The sequence below is a fragment of the Mesorhizobium sp. P2_D5 genome (assembly GCF_056404355.1).
Map to the genome: position 1 here is coordinate 457,008 of NZ_JBFUEE010000004.1, position 14,895 is coordinate 471,902.

Annotated in this window: 13 protein-coding genes and 1 riboswitch; of the genes, 9 read left to right on the forward strand and 4 right to left on the reverse strand. The window is 63.3% G+C overall.

Annotated elements, in window-relative coordinates:
* Window positions 1-161: 161 nt before the first annotated feature.
* Window positions 162-2,174 carry an acetyl-CoA carboxylase biotin carboxylase subunit gene (locus AC1DYW_RS19890; RefSeq protein WP_477227351.1) on the reverse strand — a complete coding sequence of 671 codons (2,013 nt, stop codon included), beginning with the start codon at window positions 2,172-2,174 and terminating at the stop codon, window positions 162-164.
* A gap of 196 nt (window positions 2,175-2,370) precedes the next feature.
* On the opposite strand from AC1DYW_RS19890, the gene AC1DYW_RS19895 reads away from it, so the two are divergent.
* From AC1DYW_RS19895 to AC1DYW_RS19920, 6 genes are all read left to right on the forward strand, one after another.
* Window positions 2,371-3,498 (forward strand): S-(hydroxymethyl)glutathione dehydrogenase/class III alcohol dehydrogenase, encoded by a 1,128-nt coding sequence (locus AC1DYW_RS19895; protein WP_477227352.1) that lies wholly within the window; start codon window positions 2,371-2,373, stop codon window positions 3,496-3,498.
* 67 nt (window positions 3,499-3,565) lie between these two features.
* Window positions 3,566-4,135 (forward strand): S-(hydroxymethyl)glutathione synthase, encoded by a 570-nt coding sequence (gene gfa, locus AC1DYW_RS19900; RefSeq protein ID WP_457151451.1) that lies wholly within the window; start codon window positions 3,566-3,568, stop codon window positions 4,133-4,135.
* Window positions 4,136-4,202: 67 nt separating this feature from the next.
* Window positions 4,203-4,670 (forward strand): YaiI/YqxD family protein, encoded by a 468-nt coding sequence (locus tag AC1DYW_RS19905; RefSeq protein WP_095087903.1) that lies wholly within the window; start codon window positions 4,203-4,205, stop codon window positions 4,668-4,670.
* Window positions 4,671-4,696: 26 nt separating this feature from the next.
* Window positions 4,697-5,374: a DUF1345 domain-containing protein gene (locus tag AC1DYW_RS19910; protein ID WP_095087901.1), complete on the forward strand. Its 678-nt coding sequence runs from the start codon at window positions 4,697-4,699 to the stop codon at window positions 5,372-5,374.
* A gap of 97 nt (window positions 5,375-5,471) precedes the next feature.
* A complete protein-coding gene (locus tag AC1DYW_RS19915; RefSeq protein ID WP_457151450.1) occupies window positions 5,472-6,353 on the forward strand; it encodes a cytochrome b/b6 domain-containing protein in 882 nt (293 codons plus the stop codon).
* A gap of 1 nt (window position 6,354) precedes the next feature.
* Window positions 6,355-7,146: a molybdopterin-binding protein gene (locus tag AC1DYW_RS19920; protein WP_095087897.1), complete on the forward strand. Its 792-nt coding sequence runs from the start codon at window positions 6,355-6,357 to the stop codon at window positions 7,144-7,146.
* Window positions 7,147-7,203: 57 nt separating this feature from the next.
* Here AC1DYW_RS19920 and AC1DYW_RS19925 read toward each other — a convergent pair whose 3' ends face one another.
* The gene (locus tag AC1DYW_RS19925; RefSeq protein WP_477227353.1) at window positions 7,204-8,205 is read right to left on the reverse strand and encodes a hypothetical protein; all 1,002 of its coding nucleotides are present in this window, start codon (window positions 8,203-8,205) and stop codon (window positions 7,204-7,206) included.
* A 221-nt stretch (window positions 8,206-8,426) separates the two neighbouring features.
* A riboswitch (glycine riboswitch) is annotated at window positions 8,427-8,513 on the forward strand.
* A 149-nt stretch (window positions 8,514-8,662) separates the two neighbouring features.
* Here AC1DYW_RS19925 and gcvT point away from each other — a divergent pair.
* Genes gcvT through gcvP form a run of 3 tightly spaced genes read left to right on the forward strand, consistent with a single transcriptional unit; the run spans window position 8,663 to window position 12,965 of the window.
* Window positions 8,663-9,763, forward strand: a complete 1,101-nt coding sequence (gene gcvT, locus AC1DYW_RS19930; protein WP_457151448.1) for a glycine cleavage system aminomethyltransferase GcvT — start codon at window positions 8,663-8,665, stop codon at window positions 9,761-9,763.
* 5 nt (window positions 9,764-9,768) lie between these two features.
* On the forward strand, window positions 9,769-10,137 hold the full coding sequence (gene gcvH, locus AC1DYW_RS19935) for a glycine cleavage system protein GcvH (protein ID WP_095088133.1): 369 nt from the start codon (window positions 9,769-9,771) through the stop codon (window positions 10,135-10,137).
* 17 nt (window positions 10,138-10,154) lie between these two features.
* Window positions 10,155-12,965, forward strand: coding sequence for an aminomethyl-transferring glycine dehydrogenase (gcvP, locus tag AC1DYW_RS19940; RefSeq protein WP_477227354.1), 2,811 nt, complete (start codon window positions 10,155-10,157; stop codon window positions 12,963-12,965).
* On the opposite strand, the gene AC1DYW_RS19945 is transcribed toward gcvP, so the two are convergent.
* The gene (locus AC1DYW_RS19945) at window positions 12,966-14,141 is read right to left on the reverse strand and encodes a GGDEF domain-containing protein (RefSeq protein ID WP_477227355.1); all 1,176 of its coding nucleotides are present in this window, start codon (window positions 14,139-14,141) and stop codon (window positions 12,966-12,968) included.
* 279 nt (window positions 14,142-14,420) lie between these two features.
* Window positions 14,421-14,891 carry a tetratricopeptide repeat protein gene (locus AC1DYW_RS19950; RefSeq protein WP_095087887.1) on the reverse strand — a complete coding sequence of 157 codons (471 nt, stop codon included), beginning with the start codon at window positions 14,889-14,891 and terminating at the stop codon, window positions 14,421-14,423.
* Window positions 14,892-14,895: the final 4 nt, after the last annotated feature.

Here is a 14,895-nt window from a genome sequence, read left to right on the forward strand (position 1 = left end):
GGGGAAGTCTGTCATCTGCCATGGTTTTTCGCGCTGCCCGAAGGACTTGAGTCGATGGAGATGTATTGTCCGGGACCGGGCGATACCAGTCCAGCACAAACCGCCGCTGACCACAGGCTTGCAGCTGCCTGCCCGGCTCGCCTTAAGGTTTCCAAACAATCTCAGGCAAATTCCATGATCACCGCATCGACGGCCAAGCTGTCGCCTGGCTTGGCGTTGAGTTTCGCAACGACAAGATCGCGTTCGGCGCGCAGCACGTTTTCCATCTTCATCGCTTCGACGACGGCCAGCGTCTCGCCGGCCTTGACCTCCTGGCCTTCGGCAACGGCAATCGACACGACAAGGCCGGGCATTGGGCAAAGCAGCAGTTTCGACGTATCCGGCCCCACCTTCTCCGGCATCAGCCTTTCCAGTTCGGCGATGCGTGGCAACATGGTCCGCGCGGTCACCGACATGCCTTTCCAGGCGATGCGCAAGCCATTGGCAACCGGCCTGATCTGAGCGACGATCTTGTGCGTGCCGACCGCGCCGCGCCAGATCAGGTCGCCCGGACGCCAGTCTGAGGCGACGGTCAGCGCCTTGCCGCCCTCGATCGACAGATCGATTTCCATCGGAATAGAGATCATGCCTTCGAGGATGGACGCCGACAGATAGTCTTCACCAATCTTCACCACCCAGTCGCGCTTCAGCGCTCCCGAATGCGGCGCCAGGCGCCCGCCGAGCCGGTCGAGCCGGTCGCGGCGCAGCAGTTCCACCGCGGTCGCAATCGACGCCAGCACGGCTTTCTCATCGTTGTTCGGCACGATTGGCGCAAAGCCGTCGGGATATTCCTCCGCGATGAAACCGGTCGATATCAGCCCTTCCCGCCAGCGCGGATGCTGCATCAGGGCGGCGAGGAACGGAATGTTGTGCTCGATGCCGTCGACGACAAAGCTGTCGAGCGCTTCCGACATGGCATCGATGGCCTCGATGCGCGTCGGTGCCCAGGTGCACAGCTTGGCGAGCATCGGATCATAGAACATCGAAATCTCGGAGCCTTCGGTGACGCCGGTGTCGTTGCGGATGACGATATCGCCGAATTGCCCTTCCTCCGGCGGCCGGTAGCGCGTCAGCCGGCCGATCGAGGGCAGGAAATTGCGGTATGGGTCCTCGGCATAGAGCCGGCTTTCCACGGCCCAGCCGTTCAGCTGGATATCGCTTTGCTTCAAGGCGAGCTTTTCGCCGGCGGCAACGCGGATCATCTGTTCGACCAGGTCGATGCCGGTGACGAGCTCCGTCACCGGGTGCTCGACTTGCAATCGTGTATTCATTTCAAGGAAATAGAAGTTCTTGTCCTTGTCGACGATGAACTCCACCGTGCCGGCGCTCTGATAGTCGACGGCCCTCGCCAGCGCAACCGACTGCTCGCCCATGGCCTTGCGTGTCTTGGCGTCGAGGAACGACGATGGCGCCTCTTCGGCGACCTTCTGGTTGCGGCGCTGGATCGAGCATTCGCGCTCGCCGAGATAGAGTGCATTGCCATGCGCGTCGGCCAGCACCTGGATTTCGATATGCCGCGGATCGACGACGAATTTCTCGATGAAGACGCGGTCGTCGCCGAACGAGCTCTTGGCTTCCGAGCGCGCCCGGTCGAAGCCGTCGCGCACTTCCGCCTGGCTCCAGGCGATGCGCATGCCCTTGCCGCCGCCGCCGGCCGAGGCCTTGATCATCACGGGATATCCGATCTCGCCGGCGATCTTTTCGGCATGGTCGGCATTCTCGATGACACCGAGCCAGCCGGGCACGGTGGAAACCTTGGCGGCGTTGGCGAATTTCTTCGATTCGATCTTGTCGCCCATCGCCTTGATCGCCTTGGGCTTCGGGCCGATGAAGATGATGCCTTCCGCTTCGAGCGCCTCGCAAAACGCCGCCCGCTCGGACAGGAAGCCGTAACCAGGATGCACGGCCTGCGCTCCCGTCTCCTTGCAGGCGGCGATGATCTTCTCCGGTACGAGGTAGCTCTGCGCGGCCGGCGAAGGCCCGATATGCACCGCCTCATCGGCCATCTCGACATGCACGGCATCACGATCGGCATCGGAATAGACCGCGACGGTGGCGATGCCCATCTTGCGCGCCGTCCTGATCACACGGCAGGCAATCTCGCCGCGGTTGGCGATGAGGATCTTGGTGAACATGCGAAATATCCCTCGGGTCGGCCGTTCCTTTTATGGCCTGTGTCGGCGTGGTCAAGCCGGCCGGGTCAATCGCGGTCTTTCAATCGATTTGGGATAAAATTCTCCGCACTGGCCCAAGCCTGGAACCAGCTTCCAGTTGATCGCATCATTAAAACCTGAAAGCTTGGGCAAAAATCGCCTATGGAGGAATTGCCTGATGAAAACGCGCGCCGCTGTCGCTGTCGCCGCCGGAAAGCCGCTGGAGATCATGGAGGTCGACCTCGATGGCCCGCGCGACGGCGAGGTGCTGGTTGAGATCAAGGCGACCGGCATCTGCCACACCGACGAGTTCACGCTGTCGGGCGCCGATCCCGAAGGGCTTTTTCCGGCCATCCTCGGCCATGAGGGCGCCGGCGTCGTCGTCGACGTCGGCAAGGGCGTCACCTCGGTCAAGAAGGGCGACCACGTCATCCCGCTCTATACGCCCGAATGCCGCCAGTGCCCGTCCTGCCTGTCGCGCAAGACCAACCTCTGCACCGCCATCCGCGCCACGCAGGGGCAAGGCCTGATGCCCGACGGCTCATCGCGCTTCTCGATCGGCAAGGACAAGATCTTTCACTATATGGGCTGCTCGACCTTCTCCAACTTCACCGTGTTGCCCGAGATCGCGGTGGCCAAGGTCAATCCCGACGCCCCCTTCGACAAGATCTGCTACATCGGCTGCGGCGTCACCACCGGCATCGGTGCGGTCATAAACACCGCCAAGGTCGAGCAAGGCGCGACTGCCGTCGTCTTCGGCCTCGGCGGCATCGGCCTCAACGTCATCCAGGGCCTGAAACTTGCCGGCGCCGACATGATCATTGGCGTTGATTTGAACAACGACAAGAAGGCCTGGGGCGAGAAGTTCGGCATGACGCATTTCGTCAATCCGAAGGAGATCGACGGCGATGTCGTGCCTCACCTCGTCAACATGACCAAGCGCGGCGCCGACCAGATCGGTGGCGCCGACTACACCTTCGACTGCACCGGCAGCACCAAGGTGATGCGCCAGGCGCTGGAAGCCTCGCATCGCGGCTGGGGCAAGTCGGTCGTCATCGGCGTCGCCGGTGCCGGCCAGGAAATCTCGACGCGGCCGTTCCAGCTGGTGACCGGGCGCACCTGGATGGGCACCGCCTTCGGCGGCGCGCGCGGCCGCACCGACGTGCCCAGGATCGTCGACTGGTACATGGAAAAGAAAATCCAGATCGACCCGATGATCACCCACTTGCTGAAGCTCGAGGACATCAACAAGGGGTTCGACCTCATGCATGAGGGCAAGTCGATCCGAAGCGTCGTCGTTTACTGAAGAAGACCACAAGCCGCCGACCAACCGGCCTGCGACCTTTGTGGTTCACAACTGGGAGGAGAAAAGAATGCCGGAAAAACTGCATCCGAAAATCGACAATGGCTTGCCCAAGGAGAGTGCAAGCTTTGCCGGCGGCACGCTGGTTTGCGCCTGCACCAGCAAGCCGGTCAAGGTGAAGGTCAAGGGCCAGATCGCCCACAACCATGCTTGTGGTTGCACCAAATGCTGGAAGCCGGAGGGCGCGCTGTTCTCGGTCGTTGCCGTGGCCGGCACCGCCGATGTGACCGTCACCGAGAACGGCGACAAGCTCAAAGTGGTCGATCCCAGTGCGCTGATCCAACGCCATGCCTGCACCGGCTGCGGCGTCCACATGCACGGGCCGGTCGAGCGCGACCACCCGTTCAAGGGCCTGTCGTTCATCCACCCCGAGCGCTTCCAGGAAGACGGCTGGTCGCCGCCGGGCTTCACTGCCTTCGTCTCGTCGATCATCGAATCCGGTGTCGACCCGAAGCGAATGGACGGCATCCGCGCGCAGCTGAGGTCAATCGGGCTGGAACCCTATGACTGCCTCAATCCCGGCCTGATGGATTATATGGCGACCTGGACTGCGAAGAAGTCCGGGGCCTTGCCGGCGTAACAACCGATCAGATTATCTCCATGGGGCCGGCCGAAATCGCCCGGCCCCATGTCTTTTGGAACAATAAATGCCTGCACCCGCCATCCTCGTCGACGCCGATGCCTGCCCAGTCAAGGCCGAGGTGGAAAAGGTCGCCGAGCGCCATGGCGTCGTCGTTACCTACGTCTCCAATGGTGGCCTGCGGCCATCGCGCGATCCGATGATCCGCAACGTCGTGGTGTCCAAGGGCGCCGACGCCGCCGATGACTGGATCGTCGATAATGCGCGGACCAACGACATCGTGATCACATCGGACATTCCGCTGGCTGCCCGCGCGGTGGCGCTCGGCGCCCATGTGCTCGGGCCCACCGGGCGCCCGTTCACACCCGAAACGATCGGCATGGCAGTGGCGATGCGCGATCTCAAGCAGCATCTGCGCGAGACCGGCGAAAGCAAGGGCTACAATGCCAGCTTCGCGCCGCAGGACCGTTCGCGGTTTCTCGGTGAACTTGACCGCATCTTGCGGCGGGCGCTCAAATCCGCCACACCGGACTGATCCGGGCGCTTTTCGAAAGCTGGGCCATGGTCACCGACACCTCGATCAATTCACCAATGCATCGGCACAAGCAATTCGTCGTGGCGGCCGGCACAGGGGCCGTCGCACTGGCGGCTGCGCTGCTGTTGCGCGCGCCACTCCCTTATTCGATCGGCACCAATGCGTTCTTCGCCGTCTATGTCATTTTGGTCGTCGCCCAGATGCCAAGGCTTACCGGTCGCTACCTCAGCAAGAACGCGCGCGCCACCGACCAGCCGGTGCTGGTTATCTTCGCTGTAACGCTGGTCGTGGTCGTCGTTGCCATTGTTTCACTGTTCCTGCTGATCAATCAGAAGGACAGGGGCCATCCTGTCGAGCTTGGCTTCGCGCTGTTGTCGATCCCGCTCGGCTGGTTCACCATGCATGCCATGGCAGCGCTCCACTATGCCCATGTCTACTGGATGGACGGCGATGCGGTCGACGCTGAGACCAAGAAGAAGATCCCTGTCGGCGGGCTGCTGTTCCCGGGCGACAAGCGGCCGGAAGGCTGGGATTTCCTCTACTTCTCGGCTGTCATTGGCATGACCGCGCAGACTGCCGACACCAACATCTCGACAACGCATATGCGTTGTGTCGTGCTCGTCCATTCGATCCTGTCGTTTTTCTTCAACACGGTCATCGTCGCCGCAGCCGTCAATCTCGCCGTCAGTCTGGGCAGCCCGTAATAATTCCGTGATCGGATGAAACATCGGTTTGGTTAGCGACGTATCAGGAGGACAATGAGCGTGCAGGTCACGCCGCGAGGCCGGGAGACGAGACAAGATGGAATCGGTTGCCAGAAGCCAACCCACCGCCGGAGCGGACCCTGCCGCGTCGAAGGATGAGACGCTGATCTATCGCCAGTCGCGCTGGACGCGGCTGACGCATTGGATCTGGGCCATCTCTCTGTTCTTCATGCTGCTTTCCGGCCTGCAGATCTTCAACGCCCGCCCGCAGCTCTACATCGGCAAGCAGTCGGGCTTCGACTACAACAACACCATCTTCGCCATTGGCGCCGAGAACACCAACGCTGGTGCACGTGGCTACACCGAAGTCTTCGGACATCGTTTCGACACGACGGGCGTGCTCGGCTGGTCGGGTCCGGCAGGCCAGGAAACGGCGCGCGGCTTCCCATCCTGGGCGACCATCCCGTCCTACTATGATCTGGGCACCGCTCGCGTCATCCATTTCTTCTTTGCCTGGATACTGACCACGACCTTGATTGTCTGGCTGGTCGCCAGCACCGTGAACGGCCATCTGCGCCGCGATCTCGCGCCGCGCCTCAACGATCTCAAGCGACTGCCGCAAGACATCGTCGACCACGCCAAGCTCAAATTTCACCACACGCGGGAATACAACACGCTGCAGAAGATGGCCTATGGCGGCGTGCTGTTCGTGCTGCTGCCGCTGATGATCATCACCGGCCTCGCGATGTCGCCGAGCATGGACTCGGTGCTGCCGTTCCTCAACGATCTGCTCGGTGGCCGGCAGACGGCGCGCACCATCCATTTCACCGTCATGGTGCTGCTGGTCGCTTTCTTCATCGTCCACATCCTGATGATCCTGGCTGCCGGCCCGATCAACGAACTGCGCTCGATCATCACCGGCTGGTACCGCACCGATCCTCCTGCACGCGACGACAATTCCACCGAGAGGAGTGCTTGACATGGCGAAGTTCGAGATCAGCCGCCGGAAATTCCTGACGGGCGCCAGCCTTGGCGCCTCCGGCATCATGCTGTCGGGCTGCGACGCCTTCGACAGCCAGCTGAGCATTGGCAGCGGCCTGCGCAGCTTCCTCGAAAACGCCAACGGCCTGACATACCGGGCGCAACGCCTGCTCGCCGGACGCGACGCGCTGGCGCCGGAGTTCACCGAGGCCGACATCCGCCAGCCGCAGCGGCCGAACGGCGTCACGGCTCCCGATGACGACGTCTACAAGGGCTTGCTCGCCAACAATTTCGCCGACTGGCGGCTGGAGGTTTCGGGCCTTGTCGAAAAGCCGCTGTCGCTCAGCCGCGAGCAGTTGATGAACATGCCGAGCCGCACCCAGATTACCCGTCATGACTGCGTCGAAGGCTGGAGCTGCATCGCCAAATGGACCGGCACGCCGCTGTCGCTGGTGCTCGACCAGGCAGTGGTCAAGCCGCAGGCGCGCTACGTCATGTTCCATTGCCTCGACACGATCGACCGCAGCCTGTCGGGCGACATCAAATATTACGGCACTATCGACCTGATCGATGCCCGCCACCCGCAGACGATCCTTGCCTATGGCCTGAACGGCAAGCCGCTGCCGGTCGAGAACGGTGCGCCGCTGCGGGCCCGCGTCGAGCGTCAGCTCGGCTACAAGATGCCGAAATATCTCTACAAGATCGAGCTGGTCGACGGCTTCGCCAATGTCGGCGGCGGCAGGGGCGGCTATTGGGAAGACAATGGCTACGACTGGTACGGTGGAATCTGATTCGCACACCGCAAAATAATGATCGGCCCGGGGGAGTAGCGAGCGCTGCCCGCCGGTTCAGGCAACCTTGTCGAGCAGCGGCTTAAGCGCCGGGTGAATCTCCGGTGACGCGTGCTTGATCAGCGTCAGCAGCGCACGTTCGTTCTCGTACAAAGGCCTGCCTACCCCGATGTGCTCGATCAGCCAGCCGGCTTCGCCGGCATCGATCGTCTCGGCGCGGCGGGCCAGGGCCTCGGCCGCCCTGTTCTTGGCTTCCCACTCGGCTTCGATGTCGCTGGGGGAGCGATAGGCCTCCATCATGCCGGCGAGGCCACCGGAGACCATGCGGCTGAAGAAACCGCCGATTTCCGGATCGGCGTGCTCGAGGAAGGCATCACGGCGCAGCGCCACATCGCGTGTCGGCGCCTCATAGCCGGCCGAGCACATGACGAAATTGGCGATCGCCTTGACGAACAGATCGTTCCAGGGCGGATCGTTTTGTCCTTGAGCAGTGCGCTCGTTGATCTTGAACAGCACCTCGGCCTCTGCGCGGGTGATGGCGATGTTGCCTTCGCCGCCATGGGCGTGGAGGATCCGGCGCAGAAGCTCGACCTCCGCCTTGGCGATCAGTCCGGGAACCAACGCACCACCGAGCATCAACGGCCCCTTGCCGTCGATGACGGCGTGGGCGACCTGCTCCAGCGCATAGACGCAAAGCTGGCTCGGCGACGATCTTGCTTCTTCCAGCACATGGACCAGCAGCTCGAGTTCGGTTCGGCTGTCGACCATGCCGTCACGCGAGATCGTGCGGATCAGCCAGTCGGCATTGTCCTGCGAGATGTAGCCGGACGGCTTCTCCTGGTGGACGATGTAGTCGGTGACGGCCTCGACAAAGAACGGAGGCCATTCCTGGCACTTGTCCTTGGCCGTGGCGTCCAGCGCGAACAGCGCCTCGGCCTCGCCGCGCGTCACCACGCCGTCGCCGAACACTTCATGGCGCAACATGGCCACGTCTTCCCTGGTGATGCGGCTTTTCGAGGCCAGCCCCGCCACCGGCGCGCTCATGATCAATTCGCCCATTTGTCGTCCCCGTCCGCTGCCGGCAAGCGCCTGCCCAAAAGCCTCACCGCCGCCACGATATCAGCAGTGTCTTGAAAAACCGGCAAACGGCGTGGTTAGCGAAGACTTGTCAGCCAATGCATGTCACCCTGGGAAAACGACATGCATCAAAGACGTCGCTGACAGGTGACAATGTGTCGTCGACAGGCTATGGATGACGAGTCGAGGGCTCTTGCGAGTCCTACCTGTTTGCGGGAGAGAACAGCGAAAGCTGTCGCCGAAGGGGAAATCGCCCGAAATCTCTCAGGCAAAAGAACCGTAGACGGGAAAGACACTCTGGAAAGTCGGGGCTTGCCCCCGCGCCGAAGGTGTAAGCGCCGCTGACAGAGTTCCGGTTGCGCGAGTCTCTCAGGCTTCAGACAGAGGGGCACGGACTGGTCGCCATTCGCGACCGATTGCGTGCGACTCTGGAGATGACATGACGGGCGACGACACCAAACACCTTCCCCTCGAAGATATCCATGTGGCCGCTGGTGCGCGCTTTGGCGCCTTTGCCGGCTGGTCGATGCCGTTGACCTATCCGGCCGGCGTCATGAAGGAGCATCTTCACACCCGCGAGCATGCCGGCCTCTTCGACATCTCGCATATGAAGCTGTTCGAGGTCAGTGGGCCGGAGGCGGTTGCGCTGCTCAACCGCGCTTGTCCCCTGGATGCCGCCGCACTCGAAATCTCGCAGTCCAAACTGTCCTTCTTCCTCAATGAGTCAGGCGGCATCCTGGACGACCTGATCGTCACCAGGCTGGGCGATACCAGGTTCATGGTGGTCGCCAACGCCGGTAACGCCGTGGCCGACGAAAAGCATTTGCGTGCGCTTGCCGCGGATTTTGACGTCAAGGTCGAGCCGCTCGACCGTGTCTTCCTGGCCATCCAGGGCCCTGAAGCCTGGGCCGCCCTTTCCCGCGCCGGCATCGAGACCGGCTCGCTGCTGTTCATGCATGGTGTCGAACCGCGGCAGAACTGGTTCATGAGCCGCTCCGGCTATACCGGCGAGGACGGTTTCGAGATCGGCCTGCCGGAGGCCGATGCGCGCGACCTCGTCGCAAAATTGCTCGGCGATGAACGCGTACTGTGGATCGGCCTTGCCGCGCGCGACAGCCTGCGGCTGGAGGCCGGGCTCTGCCTGCACGGCCAGGACATCACGCCGGAGACCGACCCGGCCAGCGCCGGATTGATGTGGGCGATCCCGAAAGAAATCCGCGCTACCGGCGCTTTCATCGGCGCCGACGCCCTGCGCGCCGCCGTGGAGCGGGGACCGGCGCAAAAGCGGGTCGGGCTGAAGCCCGACGGGCGCCAGCCGGTGCGCGCCGGCGCCGCGCTGTTTGATGCCGACAGCAATCCTGCCGGCCATGTCACATCGGGCGGCTTCGGCCCCTCGGCCGGTCATCCGGTCGCCATGGGATATGTCGCAACGCCACTGGCAAAGCCCGGCACACGGGTTTTCGCCGATGTGCGCGGCACGAAGATCCCAGTCGATATCAGTTCCCTGCCCTTCACACCGCATCGCTACCGCAAAGGATAAATCCGATGGCAACAACCTATTTCACCGAAGATCACGAATGGCTCCGTGTCGAGGGCGGCATCGCCACCGTCGGCATCACCGACTACGCCCAGGAGCAGCTTGGCGATCTCGTCTTCGTCGAACTGCCCGAGACGGGAAAGAAGCTGGCCAAGGGCGATACGGCCGTGGTGGTCGAATCCGTCAAGGCGGCCTCCGACGTCTATGCGCCCGTCGACGGCGAGATCACCGAGGCCAACGGGACGCTGTCGTCGGACCCGTCGCTGGTGAATTCGGCGGCGACCGGCGCCGGCTGGCTGTGGAAGATGAAGCTCGCCGACGAAAGCCAACTCGCCGGCCTCATGGATGAGGCCGCCTATAAAGCCCATATCGGTTGACATCAGGACCTAGACACATGACCGCAGCACCCTACCCCTTCATGGCCCGCCACATCGGCCCGGGCGTCAACGACACCAGAGCAATGCTCGCCGTCATCGGCGTTCCCTCGATCGAGACGCTGATCAGCCAGGCCGTGCCGAGATCGATCCGCCTCGACCAGCCGCTCGCCTTGCCTGCTCCGGCCAGCGAAGCGGAGGCGCTCGCCGAACTGTCGGCGATCATGGCGAAAAATACGGTGCTGAAGAGCTTCATCGGCGCCGGCTACCACGGCGTCCATGTGCCGCCGGTCATCCAGCGCAACCTGTTCGAGAACCCAGCCTGGTACACGGCCTACACGCCCTACCAGGCGGAGATCAGCCAGGGCCGGCTCGAAATGCTGTTCAATTTTCAAACGCTGGTCGCCGAATTGACTGGCCTGCCGGTGGCGTCGGCCTCGCTGCTCGATGAAGCAACGGCGGTCGCCGAAGCGGTTGGCATCGCCTTGCGGCATCACCGCGACAAGCGCACCAAGGTGGCGCTAGCCGGTACGCCACATCCGCAGACGCTGGACGTGGTGCGCACCCGCGCCGAACCGCTCGGCATCGAGATCGACGGCGAGGCGATCGACGACAACACCGCCGCCCTGCTTGTCTCCTGGCCAGACACGTTCGGCGTCTATGGCGACCACAAGGCAGCGATCGACAAGGCGCGCGCCACCGGCGCACTGGTCGTGTTCATCGCCGACCCGCTCGGCCTGACGCTGACCGACGCGCCGGCAAAGCTCGGCGCCGACATCGCCGTCGGCCCGATGCAGCGTTTTGGCGTGCCGATGGGCTTTGGTGGCCCGCACGCCGCCTATTGCGCCGTCGCCGACAGACTGACGCGCTTGATGCCCGGCCGCCTGGTCGGCCAGTCGACTGACAGCAAGGGCCGGCCAGGCTACCGGCTTGCCTTGCAGACACGCGAACAGCATATCCGCCGCGACAAGGCGACCTCCAACATCTGCACCGCGCAGGCGTTGCTCGCCAACATGGCGACCGCCTATGCCATCTGGCACGGCCCCGCCGGGCTGCAGGCGATTGCCGGGCGCATCCACGCGCTGGCCAACCGCCTGGCAGGCGGCCTCGAGGCGGCAGGCGTGGCGGTGATCGGCGCCAGCCGCTTCGATACGGTGACGGTGGAGGCGAAGGGCAAGGCGGCGCAGATAGCCGCTGCGGCCGAAAAGACCGGCCGGCTGCTGCGCGTCGTCGATGCCGACCATATCGGCATCAGCTTCGACGAGACCTCGACCGACGCCGATCTCGACGCAATCGCGGCATTGTTCGGCGCCAAGGCTGGTCCCTCGGCCGACAGCACGGTGCCGGGAAAGCCGCGCGGCAAGGAGTTTCTGACGCAACCTGTGTTCCACGAGAACAAGTCGGAAACCGAGATGATGCGCTTCCTGCGCCGGCTGGCCGACAAGGATCTGGCGCTCGACCGCACCATGATCCCGCTGGGCTCCTGCACCATGAAGCTCAACGCCGCCGCCGAGATGATGCCGGTGAGTTGGCCAAGCGTCGCCAACCTGCATCCGTTCGCGCCGGCCAGCCATTCGGCCGGCTACCGCGCCATGGCCGGCGAACTGGAAGGCTGGCTGTCTGAGATCACCGGTTTCGACGCGGTCAGCCTGCAGCCCAATGCCGGCAGCCAGGGCGAGTATGCCGGATTGCTTGCCATCCGCGCCTATCACCGCTCGCGCGGCGAAGGCCATCGCACCATCTGCCTTATCCCATCTTCCGCACATGGCACCAATCCTGCGAGCGCGGCGATGGCCGGCATGAGCGTCGTCGTCGTGCGCTGCCTGGAGGATGGCAATATCGACATGGACGATATGAGGGCCAAGGCCAATGAGCATTCCAAGAATCTCGCGGCGCTGATGTTCACCTATCCCTCGACGCATGGCGTGTATGAGGAAGGCGCGCGCCATCTCTGCGCCCTCATCCATGAGCATGGTGGACAGGTCTATTTCGACGGCGCCAACCTCAACGCCCTCGTCGGCCTCGCTCGCCCCGGCGACATCGGCGCCGATGTCTGCCACATGAACCTGCACAAGACCTTCTGCATTCCGCATGGCGGCGGCGGCCCAGGTGTCGGCCCGATCGGCGTACGGGCGCACCTAAGACCCTATCTGCCGGGTCATGTCACAGAAGGCTCGGCGCATGCCGTGTCGGCCGCACCCTTCGGCAGTGCTTCCATCCTGCCGATTACCTGGATGTACATCCGCATGATGGGCGCTTCCGGCCTGAAGCAGGCGACCGAGACGGCGATCGTCTCGGCAAACTACGTGGCGACGCGGCTCGCACCGCACTTCCCGCTCCTCTACAAGGGCAGGCACGATCGCATTGCCCACGAGTGCATCCTGGACACACGCGTGCTCAAGGAGAGCGCAGGCATCAGTGTCGACGATGTCGCCAAACGCCTGATCGACTATGGTTTCCATGCGCCGACCATGTCGTTCCCGGTCGCCGGCACACTGATGGTCGAGCCGACCGAGTCCGAGCCCAAGCGGGAACTCGACCGCTTCTGCGAGGCGATGATCGCCATCGCCGGAGAGGCAGCGAAAGTCGCCAGGGGCGACTGGCCTTTGGCCGACAATCCGCTGGTCAACGCACCGCACACCGCCGCCGAGGCGCTGGCCGGCCAGTGGACCCATCCCTATTCGCGTCTGGAGGCGGCGTATCCCGCCGGTGACGCCGACACGGCAGCAAAATACTGGCCTCCGGTGTCGCGCATCGACAATGTTGCAGGCGACCGCAACCTGGTCTGCTCCTGCCCGCCTCTGTCGGATTATCTGGGTGCGGCCGAGTAACTACGCTGAGCGCAAGGCCGGCTTGCCCGGTTCGGCCTTGCTCATGCCTTTGCGGCTGATGACGCAATTTCGCCCGGCGCGCTTGGCGGCATAGAGCGCTATGTCCGCCTCGGCCAGCACCTCGTCGAGGCTGCGGCCATCGGCCTCGCCAAAGCCGATGCCGCCGCTGACCGTGCTGCGCAACGGGCCGAGCGGGGTGGCAACGATTTCGGTGCCGAAGGCAACGCCGATCTTGCTGGCGAGGTCGTAGGCCCTTTCCTCCGTCATCCGCGACATGACGACGGCAAATTCCTCGCCGCCCAGGCGAAAGGCGTCGACGCCGGTCCGGGCATATTTCTTGATGACGGCGGCGAAGCGGCACAGCACCTGGTCGCCGACCGGGTGACCGTAGACGTCGTTCGTCCGCTTGAAGTGGTCGAGGTCGAACATGACGACGGACATGAATGGACCGAAACTCCGCTCGCCATAGAGCGACATTAATCCCCGGCGGTTCATCAACCCGGTCAGCGGGTCGGTCATGGTCTCGGCCTTCAGTTCGATCTGTGCTTGCAGATGGTGGAGGGAGAGCGTCAAGGCGCCGAGCCCTGTCATGCAGGCCACCGCCACGACGGAGTTCAGCCTTTCGGCCCAATTGTCGGGCGCGATCGCGAGCGCCCACTGCCCCCTGCCCAGCAAAACCATGCCACAGAGCGCAAACGACACCGCACAGGTGCCGCTCAGAAACGAAACCACCAGCAGGATCCGGCGATCATGGCTGCCGTTGATCCAGAACATGGCGCCGATCGCCGAGAGCAGCGCTGTCACCGTCGCGTAGGTGATGATGAAGCCGACACCGTCGAGGCCGATGGAGGTCACGGCCGCGCAAATAGTCATGGCGGCGAGCGTCGGTGCAACGGCACGTCTGTGGCTGGGCACGCCGAGATACTGCATGGCCGACAGGCAGAGGATCAGGAACCCCAGGCTGAGCAGCGCAAGCACGATCTGGCAGAGCACCGGATCGGGCTCCTTGGTGTATCGCCAGAACAGGATCACATGCGCGACGAGCACCAGAATGCCGCACGCCACAGTCAGCACAAAGCGTGCCTTGGGCGCGGTGAACCAGATCGCAAACATGGTAGCGCTGAGGCATGTGCCCGACAGCGCGGCCGCGAGCAGGAGCGAACTGAAGTCCAACATGTTGGGCGAGGGCCTCTCGAGAGTCGGCGGTTGCACTGCATTCTAGGTCAGCGGCAGCCCTCGGATACGGGTTTTCAGCCGGTCTTCCGACGCAACCTGCGCATAGGGTTTACAAAGCGTCCATGCCCTGTGTCCCGAAACAGCACCCTGGAGCATGATGCCGAAAAGTGTGAGCGATTTTCGGACGACATCTTGCTCTATCCCTTTGATTTAGACGCGGATTCAGGTGTCAGGTCGATTCGACCTGAAATCATCCGGCTCCAGGACGCGACGACCAGATCAACCCTTGTTCAAGAGGGCGAGATTGGCGTTGACGACCGTCGGATCGGCCATGCCGGCCCTCGCTTCGAGCAGCAGCGCCTTGGCCTTCTTGCGATTGCCACGCAACAGTTGCGAATACCCCATGTTGTTGACGATCTGCGGCTTGCGGCCGGCGACTTTCAGAAGCTGGTCGTAGGCTCGGTCGGCGAAGTCGAAGCGGCCAAGTTCGTCATAGGAAGCGGCGAGCCCCATCCAGGCTTCGGCATTGTCGGCCTTCAACTCGACGGCCTTGCGGAAGTGCTGTTCGGCGAGGCCGTAATTGGCGTCGCGAAACTGCGCCTTGCCTTGCGCCAGATCGGAAGTATCGATGTCCTTTGCCACCGGTTGGATGGCCGTGGTCTTGGTGGTGTCGACGCCACTCGTCGTACAACCAGACATCATTAAGACGGCCGCCACCGCAGCCATTGCCGTGAAATTACTGTGACGCATGCCC

Coding starts and splice junctions, on each gene's coding strand:
- AC1DYW_RS19890 (WP_477227351.1), bottom strand. CDS start 2,174: ATGTTCACCAAGATCCTCATCGCCAACCGCGGCGAGATTGCCTGCCGT.
- AC1DYW_RS19895 (WP_477227352.1), top strand. CDS start 2,371: ATGAAAACGCGCGCCGCTGTCGCTGTCGCCGCCGGAAAGCCGCTGGAG.
- gfa (WP_457151451.1), top strand. CDS start 3,566: ATGCCGGAAAAACTGCATCCGAAAATCGACAATGGCTTGCCCAAGGAG.
- AC1DYW_RS19905 (WP_095087903.1), top strand. CDS start 4,203: ATGCCTGCACCCGCCATCCTCGTCGACGCCGATGCCTGCCCAGTCAAG.
- AC1DYW_RS19910 (WP_095087901.1), top strand. CDS start 4,697: ATGGTCACCGACACCTCGATCAATTCACCAATGCATCGGCACAAGCAA.
- AC1DYW_RS19915 (WP_457151450.1), top strand. CDS start 5,472: ATGGAATCGGTTGCCAGAAGCCAACCCACCGCCGGAGCGGACCCTGCC.
- AC1DYW_RS19920 (WP_095087897.1), top strand. CDS start 6,355: ATGGCGAAGTTCGAGATCAGCCGCCGGAAATTCCTGACGGGCGCCAGC.
- AC1DYW_RS19925 (WP_477227353.1), bottom strand. CDS start 8,205: ATGGGCGAATTGATCATGAGCGCGCCGGTGGCGGGGCTGGCCTCGAAA.
- gcvT (WP_457151448.1), top strand. CDS start 8,663: ATGACGGGCGACGACACCAAACACCTTCCCCTCGAAGATATCCATGTG.
- gcvH (WP_095088133.1), top strand. CDS start 9,769: ATGGCAACAACCTATTTCACCGAAGATCACGAATGGCTCCGTGTCGAG.
- gcvP (WP_477227354.1), top strand. CDS start 10,155: ATGACCGCAGCACCCTACCCCTTCATGGCCCGCCACATCGGCCCGGGC.
- AC1DYW_RS19945 (WP_477227355.1), bottom strand. CDS start 14,141: ATGTTGGACTTCAGTTCGCTCCTGCTCGCGGCCGCGCTGTCGGGCACA.
- AC1DYW_RS19950 (WP_095087887.1), bottom strand. CDS start 14,891: ATGCGTCACAGTAATTTCACGGCAATGGCTGCGGTGGCGGCCGTCTTA.